This is a genomic window from Flavobacterium tiangeerense, from assembly GCF_007830355.1.
Taxonomy (GTDB): domain Bacteria; phylum Bacteroidota; class Bacteroidia; order Flavobacteriales; family Flavobacteriaceae; genus Flavobacterium; species Flavobacterium tiangeerense.
In genome coordinates, this window is sequence record NZ_VLKO01000001.1 from 134,920 (window position 1) to 161,304 (window position 26,385).

Below are 26,385 nucleotides of genomic sequence, written 5' to 3' on the forward strand. Positions count from 1 at the left end.
TTACACTAAATACTTCTATCATCATTAAAAAATGAAATTAGAAATACTATACCCATTCTTTATCACAAAAATTCAATAAATCATTTCGACCCAATTATAGCAATTTAACAAAACTACTTTATCTTTGATTAAACATAAAAGGAAATATCCTTTGTTACATAAATCCAAAGTCATTATGCCTGAGAAAAATAATGACAAAACTATTTTTTCGCTGCTGGAAGTAACAAAAAGTATAAAAAAAACTCTGAAGCAATTATATTCAATTACTTTTTGGATTAAAGCTGAAATGAACAAACTGAATCATTACAGTCATTAAACAAGTGATAGATCAAAAACATCTTCCATATTAGGAGTGAGGAAAAAGCATGAAGAAAACGGTAAAAAACGATAAAAATAGATTTTTTTTTAAAAATTAAAACATTGAAAATCAATAGTTTAAAAAATAAAAAAGTTAAATTTCAATTTTCATAACCATGAGGTCCCGAGTTCAAATCTCGGTCTCGACACCAAGACAAACCCTTAAACCTGAATTGTTTAAGGTTTTTTTATTAAAAATGAATTCCGGAATGCAGACTTTAAAATGCTAAAGCGAGGCAAGGGACTGAGGAATTTTACATATTGAAATTCAAATATCAATCGATTTTAAACAAAAAAAGGTATAAATGAATTGTAGTTTTCATTTATACCTTTTGAATTTTAGTCAAATTGATTTGAATTATGCAACTATTGAAAAAATTAACTGTGGATTATTTACCAAAATATAACTTAAATCATAAGTTAGTTTTTTCTATCCACATTTATAAAATAAAATTGTTCAGATTTTGAAAACCAAGGGTTTTTGTTTAAAAATTAAATTTTGCTCCTTTTTGAAATTGCTTTGTAATTATTAATAAGTATACTGGCTCCATTTGCAGAAGACAATTCCTCTAAACTTGTTTCACAAAGAGCATCTATCCTGCACATTTGATCTATTGTAGAGAGTAATTTTCCAGAGGTTTCATCAAAAATAAAAATGTTATCAATTGCATTTTTAATAATTTTGATTAGTTGTTTAAAATCATCTTGGGAAAATTCATTCTCTAAAATATAATTTTCTAATCTAGCTCCTTTTCTGTATTTAGGATACTCCTCAAGCCCCATAAAGTGCAACATCCATGACTTATTGTAATATCCAATTGTTTTTACAATTCCTATATAATCTGCAATTAACTCATCGTGTAAGTTATTTGATGCTATCCCATATTTTTGAAGAGTATATAAATGTGTACATTCATGTTCTTCTCTTATCGAAATGGAATAGGACAACCATGCATCTTCAGTCAAACCCAATTGTTTTGCTGCTACATTACTATAGGGTTTTATACTCAAAATAATTAAATTATCCTTAAATAATTTCTTATTAGGCAATACATTACAAGTAAACTCTTCTGTCCAATTTCCAAAAGTATTGGTTGCTAACCATTTGTTTTTTAAAATGGTCAATCTCTCCCAATTATTGATGCCGTTTATTAACATGGCGCCCATAGATTGGGGAACATAGTTAGGGTTGTTTTTATATAAAAGTGACTGTATAATCGTAGTGAAGTCTTCACTATTTGAAACCGTTACTATGGGTATTGAACCAGCAATACTTTTATGAACTTTAAATGTGATATTTTCAAAATCGTTTAAATGTAGTAAAAAAGGAAAATTCATATCGACTGTTTTTCCTCTTAACACTATATCTTTATAAAATTCTGTTTTTTCTATGCCTAACTGTATTGGGAAATTCAATTGAGGATAGCATTTTTTTAATTCATTAAACACCATTTTACCTTCTGAAACTCGTGTTGAAATCCCTCTCCAATATTCAAGATCAATCTCATCAAAAAAAGGCGATGTTACGTTTTTTTTTACTAAAAATTTATTCTCCAAGTAGTTTTTAAGTCCTGCAGAAAAACAAATGCTGTTAGTGTGGTCAACTTCCTTTACCATATCTTAAATTTATTAAAAAGTATTAAGCAATTTGACGTTTAGCAAGTTCTGTAAACAATCCGTCCTTTTGAATTAATTCTTCATAAGTTCCTGACTCTTTAATTTCCCCTTTATCTAATACAAAAATACGATCAGCATTTTTTATAGTACTCAACCTGTGTGCTATGACTATACGAGTAGCTTGAAGTTTATCTAAACTTTCTGCAACAATATTTTGAGTTTTATTATCAAGAGCACTCGTAGCCTCATCCATAAATAATAATCTAGGCTTATGGGCAATTGCTCTTGCAATCATTAATCTTTGTCTTTGACCTCCTGAAAAAGTTCCAGCTCCCTCACTAATAACAGTATGCATTTCCATTGGCATATTCTTTATATCATCTTCCATACCAGCCATTCGTGCTGCATCCCAAGCATCATCTAATGTTAATTCTGAATTTCCAACAATATTTTGATAAATACTACCTGACATAAGTGCTCCGTTTTGTAATACCACCCCTATTTGTCGTCTTGTCAATTCTTTATTCATTGCGTCAAATGTATTACCATCATAGAATATTGAGCCTAACTCCGGATGTTCAAATCCTAAAAGGAGTCTCATAATAGTAGATTTTCCAGAGCCGGAAGCACCTACAAAAGCAACCATTTCACCAGGTTTTATTTTAAATGTAATATTTTTTAAAATTAAAGGTTGATCCTCATAATACCTAAAAGATATAGAATTCAACTCAATTTCACCCATTAATTCACCTGGATCAATACTTTCCTCTATCGATTCTGGTTTTTCCTCTAGAATAGGCTTAACCCTTTCGTAAAGAGGGATAACACTAAGTGAAGAAATAAATGCCATACTTAATCTTAAACTATCATTTAAAAATTTGTTGAAGGAAATGATAAAAGCCATAAATGAGCCAACAGACATCATTGCCGCATCTTTAGAATTTAAAACCGTATAATATATGAATGAAAAAAATAATATACTTGTAAAAAGAGGATAAGAACTATTGAAAACCTCCACAAAATTTTGGTAACTACCTGAACTAAAGCCTAATTTTTTTAATTTTGAAAACTTTTCACCCCAAAGAGAAAAAATTCTTTTTTCACCTCCTGTTATCCTTATTTTACTAATTCCAGATAGAAATTCGAAAAGAAAACCTTGAATATCTCCTTGGTATTTTGACACCTCTCTATCGTACTTGAGTTTAAACCAGCCCATCAAAATCATAAAAGCAATAGCTATTAAGGCAAGCGTAACTCCAACCCATGCTAAACTAGAATCATAATAAAAAAGAAGTAATAAATTTACAAAAGAGAATACCCCACTAAGTACAACTGTCATCAATGTATTAGATAAAATTTGTCTTATTGAATTAATACTTAAAACTCTATTTGTAAGATCACCCGCTGTATATTTTTTATAAAAAGTTACAGGTAAGCGAAGGATATAATCCATCACTCCTACTTGAAGGTTAATACTTGATTTTGACTCTAACCTCATTTGCAAAACTCCTTGCGCAAGTTGCAGTCCAGCTGATACAAAACCGATAATTATCATGATAATGAAAATTTCTAAATGTATAGATTTATCTGCAGTGGGTATTACATCATCATATATCATTCCTGATAAAATAGGAATTAATAAACCTATTAAACTTACAAGTAAGGAAGCAACTAGTAATAGTCTGGCATCTTTTTTTACGCCATTCATAGCGAAATTCAATACTTTTTTTATGGAATCCATTTTTACATCAAATCCAGAAAAAAACATATACCCAATAGGTTCTAAAGTGTCGGCTATTTCATTATTAACTATAGTTTCGGTACCCTTAGAAAAGTTTTTAATTAAATAAGTGGTAGAATTTTTCTGAATGAGAGCTACAGGTTCATTTGTTTCTTTTATAAATGCTAACAAATGTCCATTTTCATCTTTCCACCACACATCTCGTAAAATAATTTTTCGTATTCTTACTTTAGAACTCTGAGCAATTGCATATAAATAATTATTTGTATTGTAATTATCCGTCTCAAAATATTTGGGCTCTTCAAATTTAAAACCTGTTTGTTCTCCAATTAATTGGCATGTCAAAAAAAGTATATTTTGCTTTTTTGCTTTATCTTTCTTGGAGTGATGTAACTCTTTTTTAGAACCAGTAACTATCGATTTTATTTTTTCTAAAGTGCTTTTTAATTCCTCTTCTTGATAAATTAATTTATCATTAAGAATATCACTTTCTGATAAACTACTGATCTCTATATTCTTGCAAAGTTGATTGTAAAAATGACCTTGTAGTTTTTCTAAAGAAATTAAAAAATTAATTTCATCCTCTAAAACTTCTCTAGTACTCATAGATTTCAACTCAGAACTTTCAGACAAGGACTTAACCCATAACTTATTACAAACAGGAATAGGAAATTTAAGTCCATCACTATAATTAATGGTCTCATGATCTGAAAAAATAGAAAGCTCTCCATCAATTAAACTTATCCAGTTTATTCCATGAGAAGGGTATGCAATTGTATTTTGATTTAAAACAAAGTAATTATAACTATCAATCGTTTTGTAAGTTTTTGGAGTGTTACTTGAGTTGATTTTAAATGAAGTTTTCAGTATCCATTTATCAATCATACCGGCTAGAAAAAAATGATCAATAGCAATAAGTTTATGTTTATCTATTGACAACAAAGTTGCTTCGTTTGAAAAAACAATTAAACGAGTATCATTTTTACAGTCAGTTGAAAGTAAACTAAATAATAAGTCTCCTTTTTTAGCGGAGTATAAATATTTTAACGCACATAAATAATCTCCTTTTTCATCAACTCTTACATAAAACACATTTACTTCACCAGAAACTACCATCCAGAGTTTATCTGTGTTATTTAGTATCAATGGTTCTTCGACTCCTATATATATTTTTTCTTTCGTTGACATATCTTAATTTTTATTTTGTTTCAATCAATCTAGAATAAACACCATTTAATTTTAATAATTCTTTATGAGAGCCTCGTTCTACGATTTTACCAAACTCCATTACAATTATCTCATCACAGTCCATTATAGTGCTTAATCTATGGGCAACAATTAAACAAGTACATCCTCTTTTCTTAATATTATCCATCACAATTTTCTCTGTGGTTGAATCCAAGGCACTAGTAGCTTCATCCATAATTAAAATTGAAGGATTGCAAACTAGAGCTCTAGCAATTTCAATTCGTTGACGCTGTCCACCGCTAAAATTTGATCCACCCTCTAAAACAGAGCTATCGTAACCCTCATTTCTAGCCGCAATAACATCATGAATATCAGCATCTTTTGCGGAATTTATAATGTTTTTTTCTGGGATCATCACGTCCCAAAAAGAAATATTCTCTTTAATTGTGCCATTAAACACTAAAACTTCCTGATCAATTACTGCTAATGATTCTGTAATGACATGTCTAGGAATATCTTTTCTATATTTATTATCTAACAATACGTCACCATCCCATGGATCATAAAGCCCTGAAGCTATTCTTGCCACAGTAGACTTTCCGCTTCCAGAACCTCCTACTAGTGCTACTCTACTTCCGGGTCTTAACTTTAAATTAAAATTCTCAATTAACGCTGGCATTGTAGGACTATATCCAAAAGTCACATTCTTCATTTCAAAATATCCAATTAATTTATTATTAATGGATTCCTTATTGGGCTGCTGAATATTTTTATCTTCGTTTTTTATAAATTGTTTGTCAATTTCATAGTTCATTACATCATCAATACGCGCCATATCGCTTTCCGTCTCGTGCAACATAGCTCCTACTGATACTAATTGATTTACTGGAGTAATAAAATTGTTCATTAAATAGGTAAAGGCTACTAGAGCTCCTAATGTCATCTCTCCTTCCATTATCCTCAAAGCCCCTAAACCTAAAATTAAAGTATTTGTTAAAGATGAAATTAGGTTTGGGAGTATATTAAGTCTTATAGTCAACCACCCAAATTCTTGTTGAGCATTCATTACTTTAGCCAAATAACCAATCCAATTCGTGAAAAAATCATTTTCTCTACCAGAAGATTTTAATGTTTCAATCATGCTAATTCCAGAAGTAGTAGTTCCTAATAACTTTCCAGTTTCATTGCTCAATCTTCGGCTTCCGTCTTTTCTAGCAGTCGAAACATACTTTAAGGCAACCACATTTAACAGTGCCATAAAAACACCTATTAAAGTCAGGGTAACATCATAGGAGAACATTAAAATTGCATAAAAAATTACAACAATAACATTTAAAGCCGCATTTGCTAAATCACCACTTAATAGTTTTGCTACTTTGTCATTCAATGAAACTCTATTACCTATTTCACCACTATATCTCTGAGTAAAAAAAGCAATAGGTAAATGAAAAACATGCCAAAGAAATTTACTAGAAGTTACTAATGCTAGTTTTGTTTCTAATTTAAGTAAAAAGTATTGCTGCAGATAGACTAAAGATGCATTAACAATAAGAAGGCCTCCCATAATTAATAAAAGCGGCATTACAAAACCTGAAAAATTATTCACTAGATATTTATCTATAAATATTTTAAGGAATGATGGAATTACTAAACCAGGAATTACTAAAAACAAGCTTGCAATAATAATGTAGGTTATACTCAATTTAGAATTTGTAATTCTTGAAATTAGCGATGCAAATAAGCCTTTTTTCTCATTTCCTTTTTCAAAATCTTTTGATGGACTAAAGGTTAAAACAACTCCAGTGTAAGAATCATCAAATTCTTTGTGAGTTACATAATACCTACCTTGAGCAGGATCACTAAGATAAACTCTCTTTTTTGTAAAACCCTCAAGAACCAAAAAGTGATTGAAATTCCAAAAAATAATGGCTGGAGCTTCTATTTGCATTAACTTTTCAATAGACTTAGCGTATCCTTTTGCCTCTAACCCAAACTCTTTAGCCGCTTTTAGAATATTTGTAGCCTTTAATCCATCTCGTGATACCCCACAAGCTATTCTCAATTTTTCTAATGGAACAAATTTTCCAAAATGTCCTAAAATAATACTTAAAGCAGCAGCACCACATTCAACGCTTTCCATCTGAAGAACAGTAGGCACTTTGACAGGTCTATTTTGTTTTTTTAAAAGTAAGTTTATGATATTTTTCATTTTGATGGATCAATATAAGTCAAAAAATTTCTTGAACGCTGGAACAACTAATGTAACAGGAGGCTCTCGTTTGATTGTGATTTTACCTAAACATGATGTACCTTCTTTTAAAAAAATATCTGGTCCTTTTGCAGAAGTCCATTTATATCCACTATACGATACTGGGTCTTTCTCAAAATCTACGTATACTTCAAATAAAGGACCACCTACTAAAAGTTGCTTTGTAAGTTGATCATTTTTAACAGATGTGAGCATTCCTTGTTGGGTTATCGGAAAATCTGATACATATGTTACTTTCCCTTTTATAAATCCATATTCCTCAGGCTGTACAGTCGAAGGTACAATTAAAGCTTCCATTCCTTTTTTGATTTTTTTTCCATCTTTTGAAGGAATATAAAGAATACCTCTTAATTGAGATTGTTTTGTTTTAATGGTATTCTTAAGTTTAAATAATGGAGACCCTACAGAAACAACAATTCCAGCATCGGTTAAAACCTCAACTACTTCTCCACTATATGGACTTTTTATATTTCTTTGATTGTCATACCTTTCAGTTAAAAACTGAAGATTTCTTTCAGCTTCCGCAATTCTTTGCTTTTGTAATATCACTTTCTGTTGCATATCAAAACCTAAATCATTTTGCTGACTTGAGGTTTGAGCTATTTGTCCTTTTAATCTTTCAATAGTATTTTTGGCTACTTCAATTTGTTGTTTCGTATTTGCAACTTGCGATTTAGTTATTAAACTTTTATCCAATAAAATATTCTCTGATTCTAGTTGATTATTCAGAAAAATAATTTTCTTTTTTTCTGATTCGATTTCACCTTTTATACTTACACGAGATTGACTAATTATTTCACCTTGTAGTTGAGTGCCTTGATTCCCATAAGACATTAGCTTTTCCATTTCAAATTTTCTATCAGATAGAACCGCTTTTGCATCTTCAATTTGTTGAAATAGTTCTGGTTGTCGTATTGTAGCAATTATGTCACCCTCTTTAACAGTACTCCCTATTGCTACTCTCAACTCAACTAATTGCCCTTGTGCTGTAGCAACTACTTCATGAACGTCCCCGCCCAGTACAACACCTATTACATCTAATTTTGTTTTTACGGTGCCCATAAAAGACCACATTATGGCTGTGAAAATTGCTACTATAATTGTAATTAAAGCTATCCAAGCTTTTGTACCAGTGACCTTAATTAATTGATCTAATTTTTCTGGAGTTGAAAGTTTTTCTAATGCCGATTTTCTAAAAAAAGGTGCTGACATAATTTATGTATTTTTAATTTTCTTTGTTAGGAATAGTATAAAATGCATTTTGAGTAATTTTAAACCCAAGATCTTCTTTAGAAATAAGCGTACCTGTTTCGTGCCTAAGTATTAAGATTGCATTTGAGAATTGTTGCTGTGCGTTTAAATTCTCTAATTCTGAAGCAGTAAGTCTTTCTTGAAATAAGATTAAATTTAAAAGAGTAGTTAAACCGGATTGAAACTTAATCTGTTCATTTTTAAATGCATTTTGATAAAAATCAAAAGACTCTTTTGATTTTTGAAGAATTAAAACACTATTCATAAGATTATTAACTGCTATGTCAATATTCAATTCAATATTTCTATGAATGTTTTCATTTATTACAGTTTGATTTTGCAAAGCAATTTTACGTATCGAATAATTCCCCTTGGCCAAATTGTTATTCAACGGAAAAGAAAATGAAAGTTTGGCTCCACCTCCTAGTTCTTGACCTTGATTATTAACAAGAGAAGACCATGTTTTATCAACTCCGTTTCCTGCGCTTGCACTCCCATAAAAACCAAAAGCTGATAAGTTTAATTGAGGCCTTAAATTATTAGTTGCTACTAAATATTGAAGTTCTAATGCTTTATATTCTTCTCCTATTGCCTTAACATCACCTCTTTTACTCTTAGCAATTTTAATTAGTGCATTTTTATCAATAAATTCATTGTAACCAGATTCTAAAACAGTGGGGAAATCATTAACAGGAATATCTAGTCTTTGACCTTCTTCATCAATTAAACCAATAACTCTTCCTAAATTAATTCTTGAATTATACAAATTTTGTCTTGCAACTGCAGTTAGCCTTTCTTGATTTCTTAAATCTGCATTGACTTGATCTAAATCACTTAGAGGTTTTTTATCCGCCTTTACAAGTTCTGTAGTCATATTTAACACCTCTCTCACTCTATTCTCATTTTGAGTATAAATTGATAGACTTTTATATGCCGTATAATAATCCCAATAAGCAATGCCTATTTGCTCTATTTCAAGAGAATTTGCAAACTCATAGTCATATTTACTTTTATTGATGTAAAAAACAGATGCTTTTTCTGAAGCTGTAACTATCTTAGCTCCTCTTCCTCTTAAAAGTGGTTGAGTTAAAACAAGGTTAAGCGTACTAGAATGATTACCATAAAAACTGCCAACAAGTTCATTGAAAGTATTGTACGGAAAATTTGAATTATTATAATTATATTTTAAACCTATATCAATTGATTGTCCAGTTCGTAGTCTTTTTTGTGAACCAATTGAAAAATCAAATGAATTATTTCTAAGCGTTTTATCGACGAAATCATTTCTAGGATCTGCATCAAAAAGATTGTATTTTCTATTTTGAAATGCAACATCAGAGTTTAAGTTAAAATCAAAAATACTTCTTTGAACTTGTAAATCAGCTTCGGCATTTTGAATGGAGTAATTAGCACTTCTAATGGTTGGATTTTTATTAAATGCAATACTTGAAACCTCAATTAAATCACACTTGATTTTAGCCTGACTGTATAAAAGACTATAACTACCAAATAAAATATAAAACAAAAAATAATTCCTCATATTGAACTTAATAATTAACACTTAACTTTACTTCTGAAAATCTATTTAATATTTGACCAAAACGCGCACCTGCTTGTGAAACAACATCTAATACTTTTGTGTCAATTAAATCCTCTTCCTCTGGTACTCCATATCCCAACTGATCTGTAGTTTTTCTTAACCTATTAGAAAGAAATAAGGCTAATGAGTAATAAAAATTAGCTTTGAAATCTGGATTTGATGAAAGACGTGCTTCTATTACATTTCGAGATATTTTATAAACTACAGCTGATTTTTTTGAAATAACAGAAACTGATGGAGGTCTAGATTCTAAAAAAGACATTTCACCCACAATTTCACCTGCTCCTAAGGTGGCTATTTCCTCATTCTCAGTCTCATCTGAAAAGATTGATAGCTGACCTGATAATAAAATGTATAAATTATCCACATAGTTTCCTTTTTGGATTAATTTATCTCCTGTTTTCAGTTCTATTTTTTGGCCGTTTTGGATCATCCATTCCACATCTCTGTCGTTCAATTGGCCTAAGAAAAAAAGCACTCGTTTCATAGTATGTATTTTAAAGGTTATGGTTATTTAGTTATTCTTTTTTAAAATAATTTTTATTTTAACTACTGGTTTTGATAGCACTTTATCAACAGTTTCGTTTTCAAGACAATGAGTTTATTAATTCTTTGGGAGATATATTATATTGATTACTAAACAACTTTGAAAAATAATGAGAATCATTATAACCAACAGAATATGAAACTTGAGAGATCGAATCTTGAATATAGTTCTCTATCAATTGCTTAGCTTTATGTAACCTTAAAACACGTATGTATTTATTAGGAGTTAAAAAAACTAAATTCGAAATTTTTCTATGAAGTTGCCTTTCACTAACAGCCATTTTACATGATAATTCATATAAGTCAAGGTCACTTTTAGAAATAGAATTATAAATTTCTTTTTCTAAATTGATTAACCAATTTTGATCATTTTTTGTTACTTTTTCTGGAGTAATCTTATTAGAACATAGATGCTGTACATTTTTATTTGACTCATAAATATCAAAAATATCAGGGCGCCTTTGAATTGTTAAGCTTACTGATTTAGATTTAATTTCATTTAATATTTCCTCAATAAGGTCATTAATTTGCTTACTACTAGAAAAAATTATTTCATTTGTTATCTTATTCTCAACTGAACTAGGGGTACTAGCAGTCATAATAGTATCTAATGGGTTCTTTATGTGTAAGAATAAATGATTTAAAATATCCGGCGAAGACCAATCTATTGTAGTTTTTTTTACTGTTGCATTCATGACTTATAGCGGTAATTAATTCTATTGATTACTAAATTTCAAAATTCGGATACTAACATGTTCGTAGGCAAACTCAAAGTCTATTGACTTTCATTATTTTCAATTACATAAAAATATTAGTAAAATGAGATACCTATATTGCTATGTAAACATTCTATTTTGTTGGTTTTATACCCTTCAAAATGTTAGCTGAAAATGATTCTTAAGAAATTCTATATGCCAAAACTACAACTGAAGTTTAGTGAAGTTTTACACTTAAAGTGTAAATAAAGTTAAATCTCAAAAAATCCTGAATACAAATAACTCACACAGGATTAATTGTATTAATTGCTACAAAATCTAACATTAAACACATTAGAAATTATAACTAAAGACTTTTGGATTCCTAAAAAAAGATAACTATTCATCGTAACAATACGACAAAATTTACAAGGAGATTATGATATTATTTTAGTTTGTTAAAAGGTATAAAACAAACTGTATCTATTTTGAATGAAAAAATGCAACGCCCTTTAACTGATATGCTATTTAAAAAAGACACACCACTTGTTTGGAGCTGGTCAAATAGTTTCTTGAATTCATTTAATATAATATTCTAATATTAGATCTATAAATGTATGTTCAATAGCAACTTAGCGTTATTTTGATTTTACATTAAGAATCAACGTAATACGAATTCCGAATACTTTTAATATTTATAGTTGCCAAAATAAATGAGATAAAAATTAAAAAAATCTGATCAACGTTAAATGGTAATAAAATAGAATTTTAGATAAAAATATGGAGAGGATATTATTTAAAGATTAGAAACTGAAACAATAATTGAAGTTTAAATTCGAGGGGAAATGATAAATGAAACAATTAAAAATAAAATCTACATTATTAGAATATATTTGAAATACAGCTTTGTTAATTTAGAATGAGGTTGTATAAGAAATTGAAAAAACACATGAAATACCGTATTATATTTCCTGGTTATAAAACGTATTCTTTTGAAGTTTCTTTTATTTTTTTTGAGATTTTTACATCAAAAGTTAGATCATTCTTAATATTCTACACTCCCGTAAAATGTCTTCGTCATTGCCTTTATCAATACCTAAAATATCCTTTATTTTACTTTTACGCTTTTTAACAGTATCTTCAGAGACTTTAATTGTTGTGGCAATAGTTTTTATTTGACATCCATTAGAAATTAACGTTATGATTTGACGATCAATAGTGTCAAAATGTCCTTCAGCTAATAAACGATCTGTTTTTGCTTTTTTAGCAGTCTTACTGAAATAGTTTTCACCAGCCATGATTTTATCGTAGGCCAATAACAATTCCTCATCGTCAAAATCTGTTTTTACCAAAATTCCATTGACTTTTGTTTTTTGATATATATTGTACAAAATAACACTTTCAAAATGCGAAGTAATAATCAGTGTTTTTGCTAAAGGAATATATTTATGAACTAAAACTGCTAAATCACCACCATTAAATATATTTTTATCAGGAAAAGGAGGTAAACTATAATCGAGCATAACCAAATCAAAAGAAATTGTATTAATTTCATTTGAAATGCATTCGTATGCTGATTCACAATTATTAGCTGAATAAAACTCTAAATCATGGCCCAATCTATTGTGCGAAAGAATAGTCTGATAAGCAGTAATCATTGAAGGGTGATCTTCAACAATTAATATTTTTTTTGTCATAAATATTTAAAACTCAAATTTATTGAATTCTAATGGGATTGACAAATTTATTTTTGTTCCTATATTTTGTATGGACTCTATTGAGAATTGTCCGTTAAGCTCCATGGTGCGATATTCCATATTTTTTAAACCAATTCCTTTCTTTATTAGCTGCATTTCAAAACCCTTCCCATTATCAGCAATTTGAACCCCTATACTTGTTTCATTTTTAGTAATTGCAATCGTTATTAAATTAGCGTCTGCATATTTATTAATGTTTTGTAATGCCTCTTGAAAAATTCTATAAAGATTCATTTTTACATTTTTATCAATAACAGACCATACTATTCTTGGATCAACTTCTATGTTTATTTTAGCTGCTGAATTTAGATTTAATTCTGTAAATAATGCTTTAATCATGGCTTCAAAATCATCAGAGCCTGAAAAAACAGTAGTATTTAGATCGTGTGTAAGGTTTCTAATTTCCTCTTCAATATCTTTCATACCCGCAATATGATCTAAATGCTTTTTTATGGATTCTGGAGATTGATTGTATTTAATTTCATATAAATTCATTCGTATTGCTGACAATTTTCCAATTATTCCATCATGGAGATCCCTGGAAATTCGTTGCTTTTCAATAAGCTTGCCCTCTTCAATTTTTTGTTGATTTGAAAGTATCAAATTATATATCTGTGAATCATTAAGAGCTTGCTCCTGTTTACGGAACAATTTTTCAAGTTTAATGTTTTTGTTTTTGATAGATAACACAAATAGTAATACTAGCAATATAAATCCACTTAAAGCAGCATATAAATAAAACTGTTTAGAGATTTCATTTTTTTTATCCTCAACTACTTTTTTTTCTTGAGCTATTTGGTCAGTCTCAAACTCAATTCGGGCATATTTATCTTGAGAAGTACGCTCTACATCTTGAAGACTATCAGTAAGATGAATATATTTATTTGAAAAAAAGGATTCCTCTTGAGGATTAACAAGAGCTAATAATTTAAGAATTATGAGCTCGTCTTCAAAAAAGTTATTTTTATGAGCTTGTAACTGCGCTTCTTTTAAGTAGTAATTCGCTTTTGAATCGTTTTTTTGATTTAAGTAATATTCGCCTAAATAAATTTTAGAAGTTATCTGAATAGGCGTACTTCCAATGCTGTCGCCAATTCTTAAAGTTTCTTCAAATTGCTTAAATGATGATTTATCACCCAGTTTAAATTTAGAGTAAGCCAATTTATTGATAAGATAACAATAAATTGGAGGATCTATTTTTTTATAATCTGCTAAAGCTAGTCCCTGTTTTGCAAATTCAATAGCTTTACTATATTTTTGGGTTTTTACATAAATATTTGCAATATGATTATAGGGTTGGCATTTATATGATAAATACATTGGTTCTGATTTTAGATATTCAGAAGCCTCAATAGCTTTATTGTAATATTCTAAGGATTTGTCATAATTCTTTAACCCCATCAGTGCAGTACCTAAAGTAAGATAACAATTATAAATCAATAAATTGTTTTCTTTAGTAATTCCAATTTTTAATGCTTCAACGGCTAGTTTTTCGGTTCCAACATAATCATTTCTAGATGATAAAATTTCTGCTTTTAATATTTTAACGTTTCCTAATAAATTATCGTTTTTTTCTTTCAAAATAACTTTTTCTGATTTTGTGTAATAATAATATGCAGAATCATATTTTGTTTCATTATTGTACACACCTGCAATACTGTAGCTTGCATTTTGAATACCTTCATTATCTTTTAATAAAATTGATTTATGATACAATTTTTGCAATAAGTAAAGACATTTGTCAGTCTCTCCAAGTTGTAAAAATGAATCTACCAACTCAAAATAATAGTCGGAGGAAACTATTAAAGCATTATTGTTTTCAATAATTTTAAAAGCTAATAATGCCTTTTCTAGTCTTTCCTTTTTAGTTTTGGTTTTGTCTCTGGAATTTGAAATTAAGGAATCTACATTACTAGTGGTCGGAGCGTAAAATTTTTCATCTTTACGCTGGCACCCCATAAAAAATAGACTAAAAATCAATGCTATGTGAAATAGTTTCAATACTGAAGAATTAAAATAATTGTAAAAGTACATTTTTTATACTTTTTGATTCGATAAAAGGGACATCAATTCAGATAATAACCTCTAAATAGCTTTATAATACAACTAGATTATTTTTTTGGTGGTATTACAACACCTCCGTTTTTATTTGGATCAACATCATCTTCAGCTTCTACTTGAACTTTAGGTTTTTCTGTTTCAATTTCTTCAGCAGTACAAGAATTTAAACTAACAACTAGGGCGAAAATGGCGATACTATAAAATAAATGTTTCATGGTCTTTTGGTTTATGTTTAATAATTGTTTTTTGAAGCTATTTCAATATTGAAATAGCATATCAGGAATTCCTTGTACTTGTAATATTACATTACAAATCTATGTCGATTCTAAAGTTTGGCTTTAGACTAAAAGTGTAAAAAATGTTAAAATTCGTACTTTTAAGGGTATCTGTCTTTCGAACTAGTCTAGATGTTTCTGGTAAAAAACAATATCATTTTAAGAAAGGAATGTAGCTTTGATTAATTATCGTAAAATCAGTGTAGACAGTATAACTAAGCAATGAAATATAAACATAACATCATCACTGTTTTTTACTATTGAAAAGTGTTTGAGGTGTTTGAGGTGTTTGAAGATTGAATTTTTCTAAAAAAAATTAAGTATGAATCTTGGATAAGGAAAATACATGACCCATAAAAAACAACCAAATTACTTCAAACAATAAAGGAACTTTTTAGTTTGTAAAAACAAGGAAGTATCGTAAAGTTGCAACTAAAAGTGTAATGAAAAAGTGTAAAATTTCATTGATGTTGTAGTTAGAACAGGATTAAACAAGCCTAAGTTTTATTTAAAACAAAGCTTTTATCAGCCAAAATATCAATACTACTGTTTCATCAAATAGATGAAGTAATACTACTTTAGAACGAGGTGAGATAAGAGTTAAACTGAAATATAGAAGAAGTCTCGATTTTTCAATCTGGCACAGGAATTTAAAATCCTAACAAAAACTTTGTATCTTCACTTCAAGCCAATAAAAAAAACTTGAAGTATGACTGACTTTTAAATAAAGATACTGGAAAACACCGCAGCCAGAAGCTTCTTTAAGTATTTGAAAACTGACCAAAAAGTATAATCAATAGATTTTTAACTACTAATCAATAGGAACAAACTGTTTTAACAGTACCAACAAAGCTGAAAAAATTAATGAAAATTGCAATTTAAAACAACTATAAGTAAGTAAGTAGGTCAGCCTTCAATTAAAAATCGTTAAAGAACTCAGATTTAAAATTGATGACTTAAATGTTGCTAACTATATGAATCCAATTTAATTTACAAATCACGATTATATTCACTTCATACGATAAACTTACTTAAAGTATGCCGTTCCTATTTGATCAACAGTAAAATTCACTAATCCTTTTAGAATAAGTAAAAGACACGCATTAAGTATAATAAAGATAAAAAGAGTACTTTTTTTGTATTGAAATTTTGAAAAAAATTGATAGAAAAAAAAGCACATATAAATGAATTCTAACAAAGGATTAAACAAATTTAATACGCTTAAAACTTTTATGTTCCCGTAAAAGACTGTTAAGCTTGTAAAAAATAAACCTATTATTAATATCCCATTTATTAAATACATAGCCATTACAAGATGTTCTATGTAATTTAATTTAGCTTTTTTAAAGACACAATAACTAGCAAAAGCATAAAAAGGAACAGTGGCTAATAAAATAAATTTAGCAAAATCTTTTGCCACTTTATGAAATCCTGACATTTTACCGTTTTCAAATAATTGATCACCGGTAATTTGTGAATAATTCCCAATGAAATGACCTGCAGCAAGGAGTAGAATAAAGCCTGTAAAATAATTAAAATGATCAACTCTTTTACCTTGTATATATTCTCTAACACTATGTCCAGGTCTAGTTACTAATTCCTTCAGAGTAAATAAAAAACCTTTGTCTAAATGAAACACGCCATGAATAAAGTCATGAATAACAAAATGTTTCATAGAAAATCTTTTTGTAGAAGATTTTTGCCCACAAAATGGGCAAAAATTATTTTCTACTTCGCTATTACAGCTGAGACATTTTTTGGTCATATTCTTTTATGCATCTAGTGAAAAACAAATATTAATAAACAATTTTTAACAAACCTCCTCTAACAAGTCTTTTTGCTAATTTCACTTTGTTATCATCATTCACATATGGAATATCTTTAACATTAAATATACCTTTTTGCTCAGAAATAAATTCTAAGGTATTTGCAATTTGAGAAGGTCCTTTAATGGTATTTCCTTGAAACAAAATTCTAGCTCCTGTTACGTGATTAGTAACTTTAGACTTCAAACCTTCCCTTTTTATAAGTTTTGTATTTAAATCTAAATGATTTAAATGATCTAAACTTGAAAAATGACCATCTGGTTTCGGTTGCTCTTTAGTTCTAAATTCTTCTGATAAAATATCTAAAGTCCCTTTAACATTATCTTTTTCAAAAACAGATTTTAAGATGTTCATTAAATCATTTTCTATATTTTGAGAAAGTAATCCAGTTTCATCAGCATTTAAATAACCAAGTGGAAGTGCTTTACGAAGCTCTATATGTTTTTGACCTAAACTAAGCATAGCTTTAGAAATGAAGTCTAACCATTGAGTAGAATGCACCCCTAAGGTAATATGCATAGAGGATTGGTCTGTGGTGTATGCCTCATGAGGCACACCTCTTGGCATATACAATACATCTCCAGCTTTCATTGTGATTTCTTTCGCCGCAGTTAAATGTTCTCTTTGGAAAATAGGCTGAAAACTATGCATTAATGGCGTTTTGTAATAAGTATCGTCATATAGAATCCAATGCTTTTCTCCCGAAATTTGTAAAGCAAATACATCATGTGTGTCATAGTGTGGCGATAATGCTTTTTCGTTTTCTGGTGTTAAATACAGATTGGCAACCACATGATGCCCCATATATTGACGAACACCCTCTACCAATTCCTTAATAGGATTCGAAAATCGCTGTATTTCATTTACTACAATAGTATGTCCATCTGCATAAGCAGCATACAATTGATTAAGATTTAAACTTCCATCTTGGTTTTCATACACTGTTGGACTCATAGGTTGTTGACTTTTTACAACCCTAATACTATTTCCTCGTGGTCGTGTATATTGTAACAAAAGATCCAAATCTTTGATAGAAAAAAGATTGCTAAAGAACTCTGGATTTCCTCTTTGAATGTGTAAAACCTGATTCTCCCAATAGTTTTGTTCAAAATTTTCTAAACCGATAGGGTCAATTAATTCGCAAAAGTCTTTTATTGCGGTTTGTTTTTTTATGAATGCTTCCATGCTAGTAGTTTTTCATTTAATCTTGATTAAATTTTATTTTCAATTCTTTTCTATTTGTTTTGCAAACATATATATGCTGCAAAGTAAACATAAAACTGAAAACCCAAGTATCGATAATTTTATTATACTACTTTGAATAGATAGACTTATTGGTACACTTATTATCCCTACTAATAGGTAAACAAATGGTGTTACTTTATTCATATATAATTGATTTGAAAAAAAAATTCGGAAGACCTGAAAATATAATATTGCTTCAAAATTTTGGGACACATGAAAAATCTAACATCGTCACATGTCCCAAAAATTGATAAGTTGAACTATTTCATTCTATTTTTTAAATTTTAAAACAAAATAAACTGCATTTACAAATAGAATTATTAGTCCAGTAGCCATATATGGATAACCTATTTTTTTATTATTCGCATATGGTAGATTATTGCCATAATAACTTAGCCATAGACCAATTACAATGCTCACAAAGCATATTAATGATAAAATATTTTTATCTTTTGGCATGGAATAATTATTTTTTCTTTTTTCTTTCTTTAATTAAAAAAGTTAAATTTATTATTTGTAGTAAAACACCAATGCATATAATAATAATGCCTAACTCATTTTGTTTGAAAACTACAAAAGAAATTACACCAAAGGTTGCTACTATTAAACCAATAATCGGAAGTAGTACGTTTTTCATTTTTTTTTGAATAGTAAAATGTATAAATTATTATAAGGATGTTAGCCTAAATTAGTGGAATTTAAAAAGAACATCTATCAATCAATGGATAGATCTCGTAATTATTGCAAAATCTTCTTTAAAAATAGGTATTTATTTACACTTTAATTTCCAACTCTCAAAAACCTAATTTGCTTTTCCATTAGTTTTGGCTAAGAACCAATTATATTATTATGAATTATCAATCTAAAAGATAACAAATTGCGTACGCAGACGCTGCTCCTACTAATCCAGAGCCAATAATAATTGCTGCACCTGCCAAAATAAACTCACCGCCGGATACAAGTTCTAATTGCTCATCTGTAAGTTCTACTTCGTTAATATTAGGTTTTACAGGAATGTTAAAATAGATATAATTTGGATTTGATTGCTCCTCCACAACTATATTCATTTCTTTAGAAATAGTCTTACCGTAAAGAGATTCTATAGCTAGATGTGGATTGTCTAATAGTTCTTTTTTGTAAGTTGGGCTCTCGATTGTTTTTTTTACAACTTGATTTATTAAATCAACCCCTTTTTTCAGTTTTTCAGATGTTATCATTTTTTTTATTTTTTTATTAATTAACCGCGGTACAGATTGCTACACCAACTCCCATACCTGTTAAAAAAGCAGCTCCTATAGCAAGCCCTAAAACAATTTCTCCTCCAGATACAACATCAAGCTGTTCATCGGTCAATTCTAAATTTTCTATTTGAATCTTTCTAGGTATATTTAAATAAATCATAGAAGAATTTGTCTGGTCCTCGACTACAAATTTATAATCACTAGTTACAGTATTTCCGCTGACTGATTCAATCGTTGCAACTGGGTTTTTAATCAATTGATCTTTAAAAGTAGCACTTTCCCAAGCTTTTTCTATTAGAGTTTTCATTAACTCCGTACCTTGCTTTTGTTGTTCAATAGTGTATTTCATTTTTATAATTTTAATGTGTTAATAAATTATTCGTTATAAAACGCGATCTCCTCCTTGAAGAATAGGGATATCAATAGGGTACCAAGGAAACAATAGCCCACCAGCAACAGCTTCTAATTGATCATCATTTAGTTCTACATCGTCCATTTGTTTTGAAGCAGCAGGAATGTTGATATAAACAACAGATTCATCTGTTTGATCTCTTACTACTAATGTTTTACCTTCCGGTAAATTTAGTTTTTTACCTGTTAATTTTTCAATTGCAGCTACTGGGTTTGCAGCTAATTCTGCTTTAAATGCAGTATCTTCCCATGCTTTTTGTACAATTTCGGCGTACAGTTTTTGATCGGGTGTAAATTCCATTTTAATGAATTTATAATTATCAATTAGATTTAATATAGTTCTGGTAAAGTAGGAATCCAAGGAAATGGAAAAGTTGGAGTACAACCACCCGGGCCTTCAATTCCACCCGCTACAGCTTCTAATTGCTCTTCGTTCAGTTCTACATCTACTGATTTTTTTGGTGTTGCAGGAATGTTGATATAAACAACAGATTCATCTGTTTGATCTCTTACTACTAATGTTTTATCTTCTGGTAAATTCATTTTTTTCCCAGTAAACTTTTCTATTGCAGCAACAGGATTTGCTACTAATTCTTGTTTAAATGTAGCATCTTCCCATGCTTTTTGTACAATTTCTGCATACAGTTTTTGATCGGTTGTAAATTCCATTTTAATAAATTTAATGTATTATTACTTAGATTTAAATTAATTCTGGTAAAGTCGGGATCGGGTTCCAAGGAAATGGAAAAGTTGGAGTACAACCACCCGGACCTTCAATTCCACCCGCTACAGCTTCTAATTGCTCTTCGTTCAGCTCTACATCAACTGATTTTTTTGGTGTTGCAGGAATGTTGATATAAACAACAGATTCATCTGTTTGATCTCTTACTACTAATGTTTTACCTTTTGGTAAATTCATTTTTTTTCCAGTCAATTTTTCTATTGCAGCAACAGGATTTGCTACTAATTCTTGTTTAAATGTAGCATCGTCCCATGCTTTTTGTACGATTTCTGCGTACATTTTCTGTTCTTGTGTAAATTCCATTTGATTAATTTTATAGTTATTATTAGTTTAATTGCTATACGTTAAATGAAGGACATATAAAAAGTAAAAAGTCTTTAATAGGTGACTTGCCACCTGCAACAGCTTCTAACTGCTCTTCATTTAATTCCATGTTGTCAAAATCTACCTTAGCAGGTATATTAATATAAACCGAAGACTCATCTGTTTGATCTCTTACAATCATTTTCTTTCCAGGTGGCAAGTTTATTTTTTTTCCAGTCAATCTTTCAATTGCAGCTATTGGGTTAGTCATTAACTCATCTTTGAAACTCTTATCTTCCCATGCTTTTTGTACAATTTCTGCGTACAGTTTTTGATCTTGTGTGAATTCCATATTTATTTAATTTTAGATTATAAAGAAGTTAGATTTTAATAATATCTTTCAATTCTGGAAATAAATTATTTACTAAATCAGCCCATACCGTTTGTCCACCTCCCGCAATAATTTCTAATTGCTCTTCATTAAGTTCTATATCTTCTATACTAGGTTCAACTGGAATATTCATGTAAACCTTTGATTTATCCGTTTGATCATTTACCACTAGTGTTTTACCTTCTGGCAATATGATTTTTGCTCCTGTAAGATTCTCAATTGCTAGTATTGGATCACTTATTAAGTTTTTTCTAAAATCAATATCTTCCCATGCTTTTGAGATTATTAATCGTAAAACTTCTTCTTTATTTTTATTTTGCCCCATGACTCAATTTCTTAATTAATGTAAAATTAGCTGATCTGTTTGCGACAAAATTGCCAAAAAAACCGACAAAAAAAACATCCTAGTTGCAACCTGTTAAATCATAAATCACAAACCTGATTTTGTTTTTACTCTTTAAATCATTCTCGTTATTAATGTAAAATTAGTAAGTCTATTTCTGATGAAATTGCCAAATAAACCGACAAAAAAACATCTTAATTACACTCTTTAAAAACTATAAGATGTGAACTTCATTTTCTATAGCTTCATAATCCATTCTATTTTATTAATGTAAAATTAGTGAGTCAAATTCTCATGAAATTGCCAAATAAGCTGATAAATTATAGCAAAACAAAATCAACAATTCAATCATTATCAATAATTTAGACCCAACATTAAGCACAATAAATTCAAGAACAGTTTATCATTTAAAAAAAGCTTAATCAAAAAGATCATTTCTTACTGATCTTTAATTTGCTTTTTCATTGATGTAAATTTAAAGTATCTAATTCCTGTAAAACTGACAATTAGACTGACAAAATTGAATTTGAAAATTAGTTTTAGTACTCGTGGTTATTTAGTCGGAAATAATAGGATTCTTTTCAACAAAATACATTTTGATTTCTCCCTTCCCTTTTGCGTGAATGTTGCCGCGGTATTGAAAAACAAAAGATTCATCATCCTTGATTAAATCATATAGTGATTCGCTTATATTTACTTTACCTACAATTCCATTGCTTTCAATTCTGCTAGCCGTATTCACCGTATCGCCCCACACATCATATTGAAACTTTTTTATTCCTACGATACCAGCTACAATGGGTCCTGCATGAATTCCTAATCGCATCTCAAAGGCTGGATTATTATTTGCTTCGTTATTAATTTTCCTTTTAGACATAAAATCCTGCATTTCTAATCCTGCAAGTACAATATTTGTTAAAGATTCTTTATCAGGCTTGGGGATACCACCAGCTGCCATATAAGAATCACCTATTGTTTTAATTTTTTCAATTTTGTATTTTTCAGTGATTAAATCAAAAGCTTTGAAACAGGTATTTATTTCTTCAACTAAATTTTGAGGAGACATTTTCTCGGCGGTTTGAGTAAAGGATTTAAAATCTGAGAAAAGAATCGAAACTAAATTAAAGTCTCGGGCATTAACAAAACCCTTTTCTTTTAATTCTTGTGCAATTTCTTCAGGTAAAATATTTAGCAATAGCTCTTCAGAGAGGTCTTTTTCAATTTTTAAAGCAATTTTAGATTTTCGTGTATAGTTTAATCTATTCCATAATCCTAAAGCTACAAGAACAATAAAGCCTAATGAGATAATGATAATATTGCGTTGCGTTTCCTTTTTTTGAACTTCTTCTTTATGTTTGATTTCAACAGCATGTTCCTTATTTACATGAGAGATACTATCTAGTAACTGTTGACGTTGAAACTCCATATTCATCATTTTATTTGAAGTTTCGCCAGATTTTAAACTGTCCTTAAAATTTATTGATTTTTCATAAAAATGAAGAGCCAATTTATCATTTTGACTAGATTTATAAGCTTTATAAAGACAATCACATGCCTCTTTTTTTACAGATATAGCTCCTATTTTTTGGGCGGTAGTATAACCTTTTAAACATTTTGTAATTGCTTGCTTATTTTTACCTACATTATTTAGTATTTTTCCAAGGGCAACTTCTGCTATGCTTATATATTGTAGACTATTAATTTCGGTAGCATATTTTAAAGAAAGATTGTAGTTAAATAATGCTCGCTGAAAATTTGATTGTTTAAAAAACAATTCGCCTAAACTCGATAAAATTTCAATTTTTAATTGTTTATCATTTATTTGGTTTGCATTCTCTAATGCTTGGTTTAAATTTTTTAGTGCTTTTGGGTAATTGGATAATTTTATATAAACAATCCCAGACGCATTTAAGTTTTGAGAGATTGCTTTTAAATCAGTACTATTTTTATAAATCAAATAAGATTTACGAAAGTATTTAAGTGCATTGGGATAATCTTCTACTTGTGAATATATTGCACCAATATTTTGAGAGGTTCCTGCAGTCATTTTCATATCTTTGAGCTCTTCTTGAACAACAATTGCTTGTTTATAATAATTTAAGGCTTCTAGATAGTTTCCTAAATAATAATAAACCCCTCCGATATTATTTAAAATAGAAGAAATTCCTTTTTTGTACTTTGTTTTTTTATATACTTCGTTACTTTTCTTAAAAAAGTGTAAAGCATTTGAATAATCTCCTTTATAATAAAAGGTTACTGCTTTATAACTAAAACAGTCACCCACATTTTTACTTTTACCCAAATGATTATAAATCCTTAAACTTTTGTCAAATAAGAGTAATGATTTTGAATACTCTCCTGCATCTTGATATTTCATACCAAGATTTAGAATAGAGTCAGCCATTTTAATATTTTCCTTTTTTGTTAGAATAATTTTTTGTTTAATTCTTGATTGCCCAAAAAAAGATATTCCATTAAATAATAGAAAAATAGAGAAAACAATTTGTATGACTCTTTTCATGAGTATAGTTGTTATGATTAAATATGAAAACGTACATATTCAAGTTTAGAATAGGTACGTTTTTAATATTTAAAATTGCAAATAAGTTAAATTTATTTAAAGATATCCCCTGTATAATTGTTGGGCTTAATTATAACTGGGGGTATTATATCTCCATCCCCACCTGATACAATGTCTAATTGCTCTTCATTTAATTCTACATCATCCATATTAACCTCAGCTGGAATATTGATGAAAATTGTTGAGAAATTTGTTTGATCAACAAATGCAATATTCTTCCCCTCTGGCAAATGAAAAGGCTGCCCTAAAAATTTTTCTATAGTTGTGATGGGGCTAGCTATTAAATTGCTTTTAAAAGTTGGATCTTGCCATGCCTTTTTAATAATTGCATCTAGAATTTTTTGGTCTTTAGTTAATTCCATTTTTGTAGTTTTTATTAATTCATTTTTAGAATTGTGAAATTAACTTCTTATTTACGAACAGAAATGCCAAAAATGCTGACAAAAAGATTCATTAATTGATCAGCATAAGGTTTCTTAAAAGAATTTTTCTCCTATTAATTATTATGAATTGAATGATTCACTAATAAAATTCATCTGAGATATCGGGTTCAAATCTCGGTATCGCTACAAGTTTTAAAAATCAAAAAGTTTAAATTTTAAACGGTATTAAAGCAATTTAACACCACTTTTTTATGTATAATTTGTTGCGATATTTGCCATGTGAACACCATTAAAGTAGACGAATTTATGGCATAAGCTAAAGGAATTTTAATCGCCGTTGAAATTATTGCAGCTACTACTAAATATATTACAAAAGAACGGGTTCAAGATTTAGAGCATCAACTAAACGATAGACCCAAAAAAAAAAGATTTGGTTATAAAACACCAAAACAAGTTCATTTAAATATATTAACAAATCAGCTAAAACTTATAATTATAACTCTAATCCGCCCATTAAAAATTCATCCCCAACCGCAATTGCTAAGCTTTTGCGGTTTTTTTGTGCTTTTTCAAAATAAGGATTTAAAAAAACAAACAACTGACTATTAGTTATTTATGATTTTTTCCTAAATTTGATAAGAATCTTAATCACAAAAATTATGTCAAAAAAAATTCTTTATCTTTTAGGAATTGCACTTACCATTATTTTAGGTATGTTTTTGTACCAAAACTACTGTTGCAATTGCTGTATGAAGCCTCCGAAATTAGACAACTCAACTACTGTTGTCAATAACAAGAGAACTGGTTTAGTTCCTTTTACAATTAAAGGGAGTGATTTCGACTACCATTGTAATGACAATATAAAATTTGTCAAAAACGAAAAAGCTGCTCTTGTACCCTTTTCTGATTCTGTTGCAATTGGATTTAAAAATCTGAAAACAGCATTGCAATCTAATCCTAATAAAAAAATTAAGATTACAGGTTATGCCACTTCCGACGAAAAAAACACCACAACTTTTCAGAATTTAGCCCTGGCTCGAGCTAATGATCTAAAAAAGTATTTAATTTCAACTGGTTTTGATGCCAATTCTTTTGTTTTAGAAGGAGAAATTAAAGATAAATGGGAAATGAATTCAGACACACTTATTGGTCCTGCATCGTTTAACATCATTGAAAACGAACCCGCAAGCAACAATCAATGGGAGGTGTTAAAAGCAAAAATCAATGCAAATCCACTCGTATTGTATTTCAACACGAATGAATCTCGAGAGAACTTGAGTACCGAAGAGCAAACTAAAATTGCTGAAATAGCAACTTATTTAAAAAATGTTCCTAACGCAAAAGTGAGTATTGTAGGGCATTCCGACAGTGTTGGTGCAAGAGAAGCAAACATTGTTCTGGGACAATCACGTGCTGAATTTGCTAAAGCATTTTTAATAAAAAAAGGAATTGATTCAAAACAAATTCAAACCAGTTCGCAAGGTCCAGACAATCCAATTGCAGACAACACAAGCGAAGAAGGAAAATCAAAAAACAGAAGAACAGTTGTTACTATAAAATAA

23 protein-coding genes are annotated in these 26,385 nt (G+C 29.3%); 1 reads left to right on the top strand and 22 read right to left on the bottom strand.

Features of this window, described 5'->3' with window-relative positions:
- Positions 1–849: 849 nt before the first annotated feature.
- The 22 genes from IQ05_RS00625 to IQ05_RS00720 form a co-directional block, all read right to left on the bottom strand.
- Positions 850–1,974 carry a DUF7005 family protein gene (locus IQ05_RS00625; protein ID WP_144888992.1) on the bottom strand — a complete coding sequence of 375 codons (1,125 nt, stop codon included), beginning with the start codon at positions 1,972–1,974 and terminating at the stop codon, positions 850–852.
- Between the two features lie 22 nt (positions 1,975–1,996).
- The gene (locus IQ05_RS00630) at positions 1,997–4,903 is read right to left on the bottom strand and encodes an NHLP bacteriocin export ABC transporter permease/ATPase subunit (RefSeq protein WP_144888993.1); all 2,907 of its coding nucleotides are present in this window, start codon (positions 4,901–4,903) and stop codon (positions 1,997–1,999) included.
- A gap of 10 nt (positions 4,904–4,913) precedes the next feature.
- The gene (locus IQ05_RS00635; protein ID WP_144888994.1) at positions 4,914–7,112 is read right to left on the bottom strand and encodes an NHLP family bacteriocin export ABC transporter peptidase/permease/ATPase subunit; all 2,199 of its coding nucleotides are present in this window, start codon (positions 7,110–7,112) and stop codon (positions 4,914–4,916) included.
- 9 nt (positions 7,113–7,121) lie between these two features.
- Positions 7,122–8,384 carry an NHLP bacteriocin system secretion protein gene (locus IQ05_RS00640; RefSeq protein WP_144888995.1) on the bottom strand — a complete coding sequence of 421 codons (1,263 nt, stop codon included), beginning with the start codon at positions 8,382–8,384 and terminating at the stop codon, positions 7,122–7,124.
- A 13-nt stretch (positions 8,385–8,397) separates the two neighbouring features.
- Entirely contained in the window at positions 8,398–9,963 is a 1,566-nt protein-coding gene (locus IQ05_RS00645; protein ID WP_144888996.1) for a TolC family protein, read from the bottom strand.
- 7 nt (positions 9,964–9,970) lie between these two features.
- Positions 9,971–10,510: a cyclic nucleotide-binding domain-containing protein gene (locus tag IQ05_RS00650; protein ID WP_086454579.1), complete on the bottom strand. Its 540-nt coding sequence runs from the start codon at positions 10,508–10,510 to the stop codon at positions 9,971–9,973.
- Between the two features lie 100 nt (positions 10,511–10,610).
- Entirely contained in the window at positions 10,611–11,264 is a 654-nt protein-coding gene (locus tag IQ05_RS00655) for a helix-turn-helix transcriptional regulator (protein ID WP_144888997.1), read from the bottom strand.
- A 1,034-nt stretch (positions 11,265–12,298) separates the two neighbouring features.
- Positions 12,299–12,961 carry a helix-turn-helix domain-containing protein gene (locus IQ05_RS00660; RefSeq protein WP_144888998.1) on the bottom strand — a complete coding sequence of 221 codons (663 nt, stop codon included), beginning with the start codon at positions 12,959–12,961 and terminating at the stop codon, positions 12,299–12,301.
- 6 nt (positions 12,962–12,967) lie between these two features.
- Positions 12,968–15,055, bottom strand: coding sequence for a tetratricopeptide repeat-containing sensor histidine kinase (locus tag IQ05_RS00665; RefSeq protein ID WP_144888999.1), 2,088 nt, complete (start codon positions 15,053–15,055; stop codon positions 12,968–12,970).
- Positions 15,056–15,132: 77 nt separating this feature from the next.
- A complete protein-coding gene (locus tag IQ05_RS15315; RefSeq protein ID WP_158634560.1) occupies positions 15,133–15,297 on the bottom strand; it encodes a hypothetical protein in 165 nt (54 codons plus the stop codon).
- Positions 15,298–16,384: 1,087 nt separating this feature from the next.
- Entirely contained in the window at positions 16,385–17,032 is a 648-nt protein-coding gene (locus tag IQ05_RS00670) for a DUF3667 domain-containing protein (protein WP_158634561.1), read from the bottom strand.
- 121 nt (positions 17,033–17,153) lie between these two features.
- Entirely contained in the window at positions 17,154–18,368 is a 1,215-nt protein-coding gene (locus tag IQ05_RS00675; protein ID WP_144889001.1) for a cupin domain-containing protein, read from the bottom strand.
- 526 nt (positions 18,369–18,894) lie between these two features.
- On the bottom strand, positions 18,895–19,065 hold the full coding sequence (locus IQ05_RS15320) for a hypothetical protein (protein WP_158634562.1): 171 nt from the start codon (positions 19,063–19,065) through the stop codon (positions 18,895–18,897).
- Between the two features lie 220 nt (positions 19,066–19,285).
- On the bottom strand, positions 19,286–19,645 hold the full coding sequence (locus tag IQ05_RS00680; protein ID WP_144889002.1) for an NHLP leader peptide family RiPP precursor: 360 nt from the start codon (positions 19,643–19,645) through the stop codon (positions 19,286–19,288).
- 16 nt (positions 19,646–19,661) lie between these two features.
- A complete protein-coding gene (locus IQ05_RS00685) occupies positions 19,662–20,018 on the bottom strand; it encodes an NHLP leader peptide family RiPP precursor (protein WP_144889003.1) in 357 nt (118 codons plus the stop codon).
- Positions 20,019–20,051: 33 nt separating this feature from the next.
- A complete protein-coding gene (locus tag IQ05_RS00690; RefSeq protein ID WP_144889004.1) occupies positions 20,052–20,381 on the bottom strand; it encodes an NHLP leader peptide family RiPP precursor in 330 nt (109 codons plus the stop codon).
- A gap of 29 nt (positions 20,382–20,410) precedes the next feature.
- On the bottom strand, positions 20,411–20,749 hold the full coding sequence (locus IQ05_RS00695) for an NHLP leader peptide family RiPP precursor (RefSeq protein WP_144889005.1): 339 nt from the start codon (positions 20,747–20,749) through the stop codon (positions 20,411–20,413).
- A gap of 31 nt (positions 20,750–20,780) precedes the next feature.
- Positions 20,781–21,125 (bottom strand): NHLP leader peptide family RiPP precursor, encoded by a 345-nt coding sequence (locus tag IQ05_RS00700; protein WP_144889006.1) that lies wholly within the window; start codon positions 21,123–21,125, stop codon positions 20,781–20,783.
- A 34-nt stretch (positions 21,126–21,159) separates the two neighbouring features.
- Complete coding sequence (locus IQ05_RS00705) at positions 21,160–21,477, bottom strand: NHLP leader peptide family RiPP precursor (protein WP_144889007.1); 318 nt, start codon at positions 21,475–21,477, stop codon at positions 21,160–21,162.
- Between the two features lie 28 nt (positions 21,478–21,505).
- Positions 21,506–21,841, bottom strand: a complete 336-nt coding sequence (locus IQ05_RS00710) for an NHLP leader peptide family RiPP precursor (protein ID WP_144889008.1) — start codon at positions 21,839–21,841, stop codon at positions 21,506–21,508.
- A 574-nt stretch (positions 21,842–22,415) separates the two neighbouring features.
- A complete protein-coding gene (locus IQ05_RS00715) occupies positions 22,416–24,161 on the bottom strand; it encodes an adenylate/guanylate cyclase domain-containing protein (RefSeq protein WP_208653339.1) in 1,746 nt (581 codons plus the stop codon).
- Positions 24,162–24,472: 311 nt separating this feature from the next.
- Complete coding sequence (locus IQ05_RS00720) at positions 24,473–24,802, bottom strand: TOMM propeptide domain-containing protein (protein WP_144889010.1); 330 nt, start codon at positions 24,800–24,802, stop codon at positions 24,473–24,475.
- A 680-nt stretch (positions 24,803–25,482) separates the two neighbouring features.
- Between IQ05_RS00720 and IQ05_RS00725 the strand changes: the two genes are divergently transcribed.
- Positions 25,483–26,385, top strand: coding sequence for an OmpA family protein (locus IQ05_RS00725; RefSeq protein ID WP_144889011.1), 903 nt, complete (start codon positions 25,483–25,485; stop codon positions 26,383–26,385).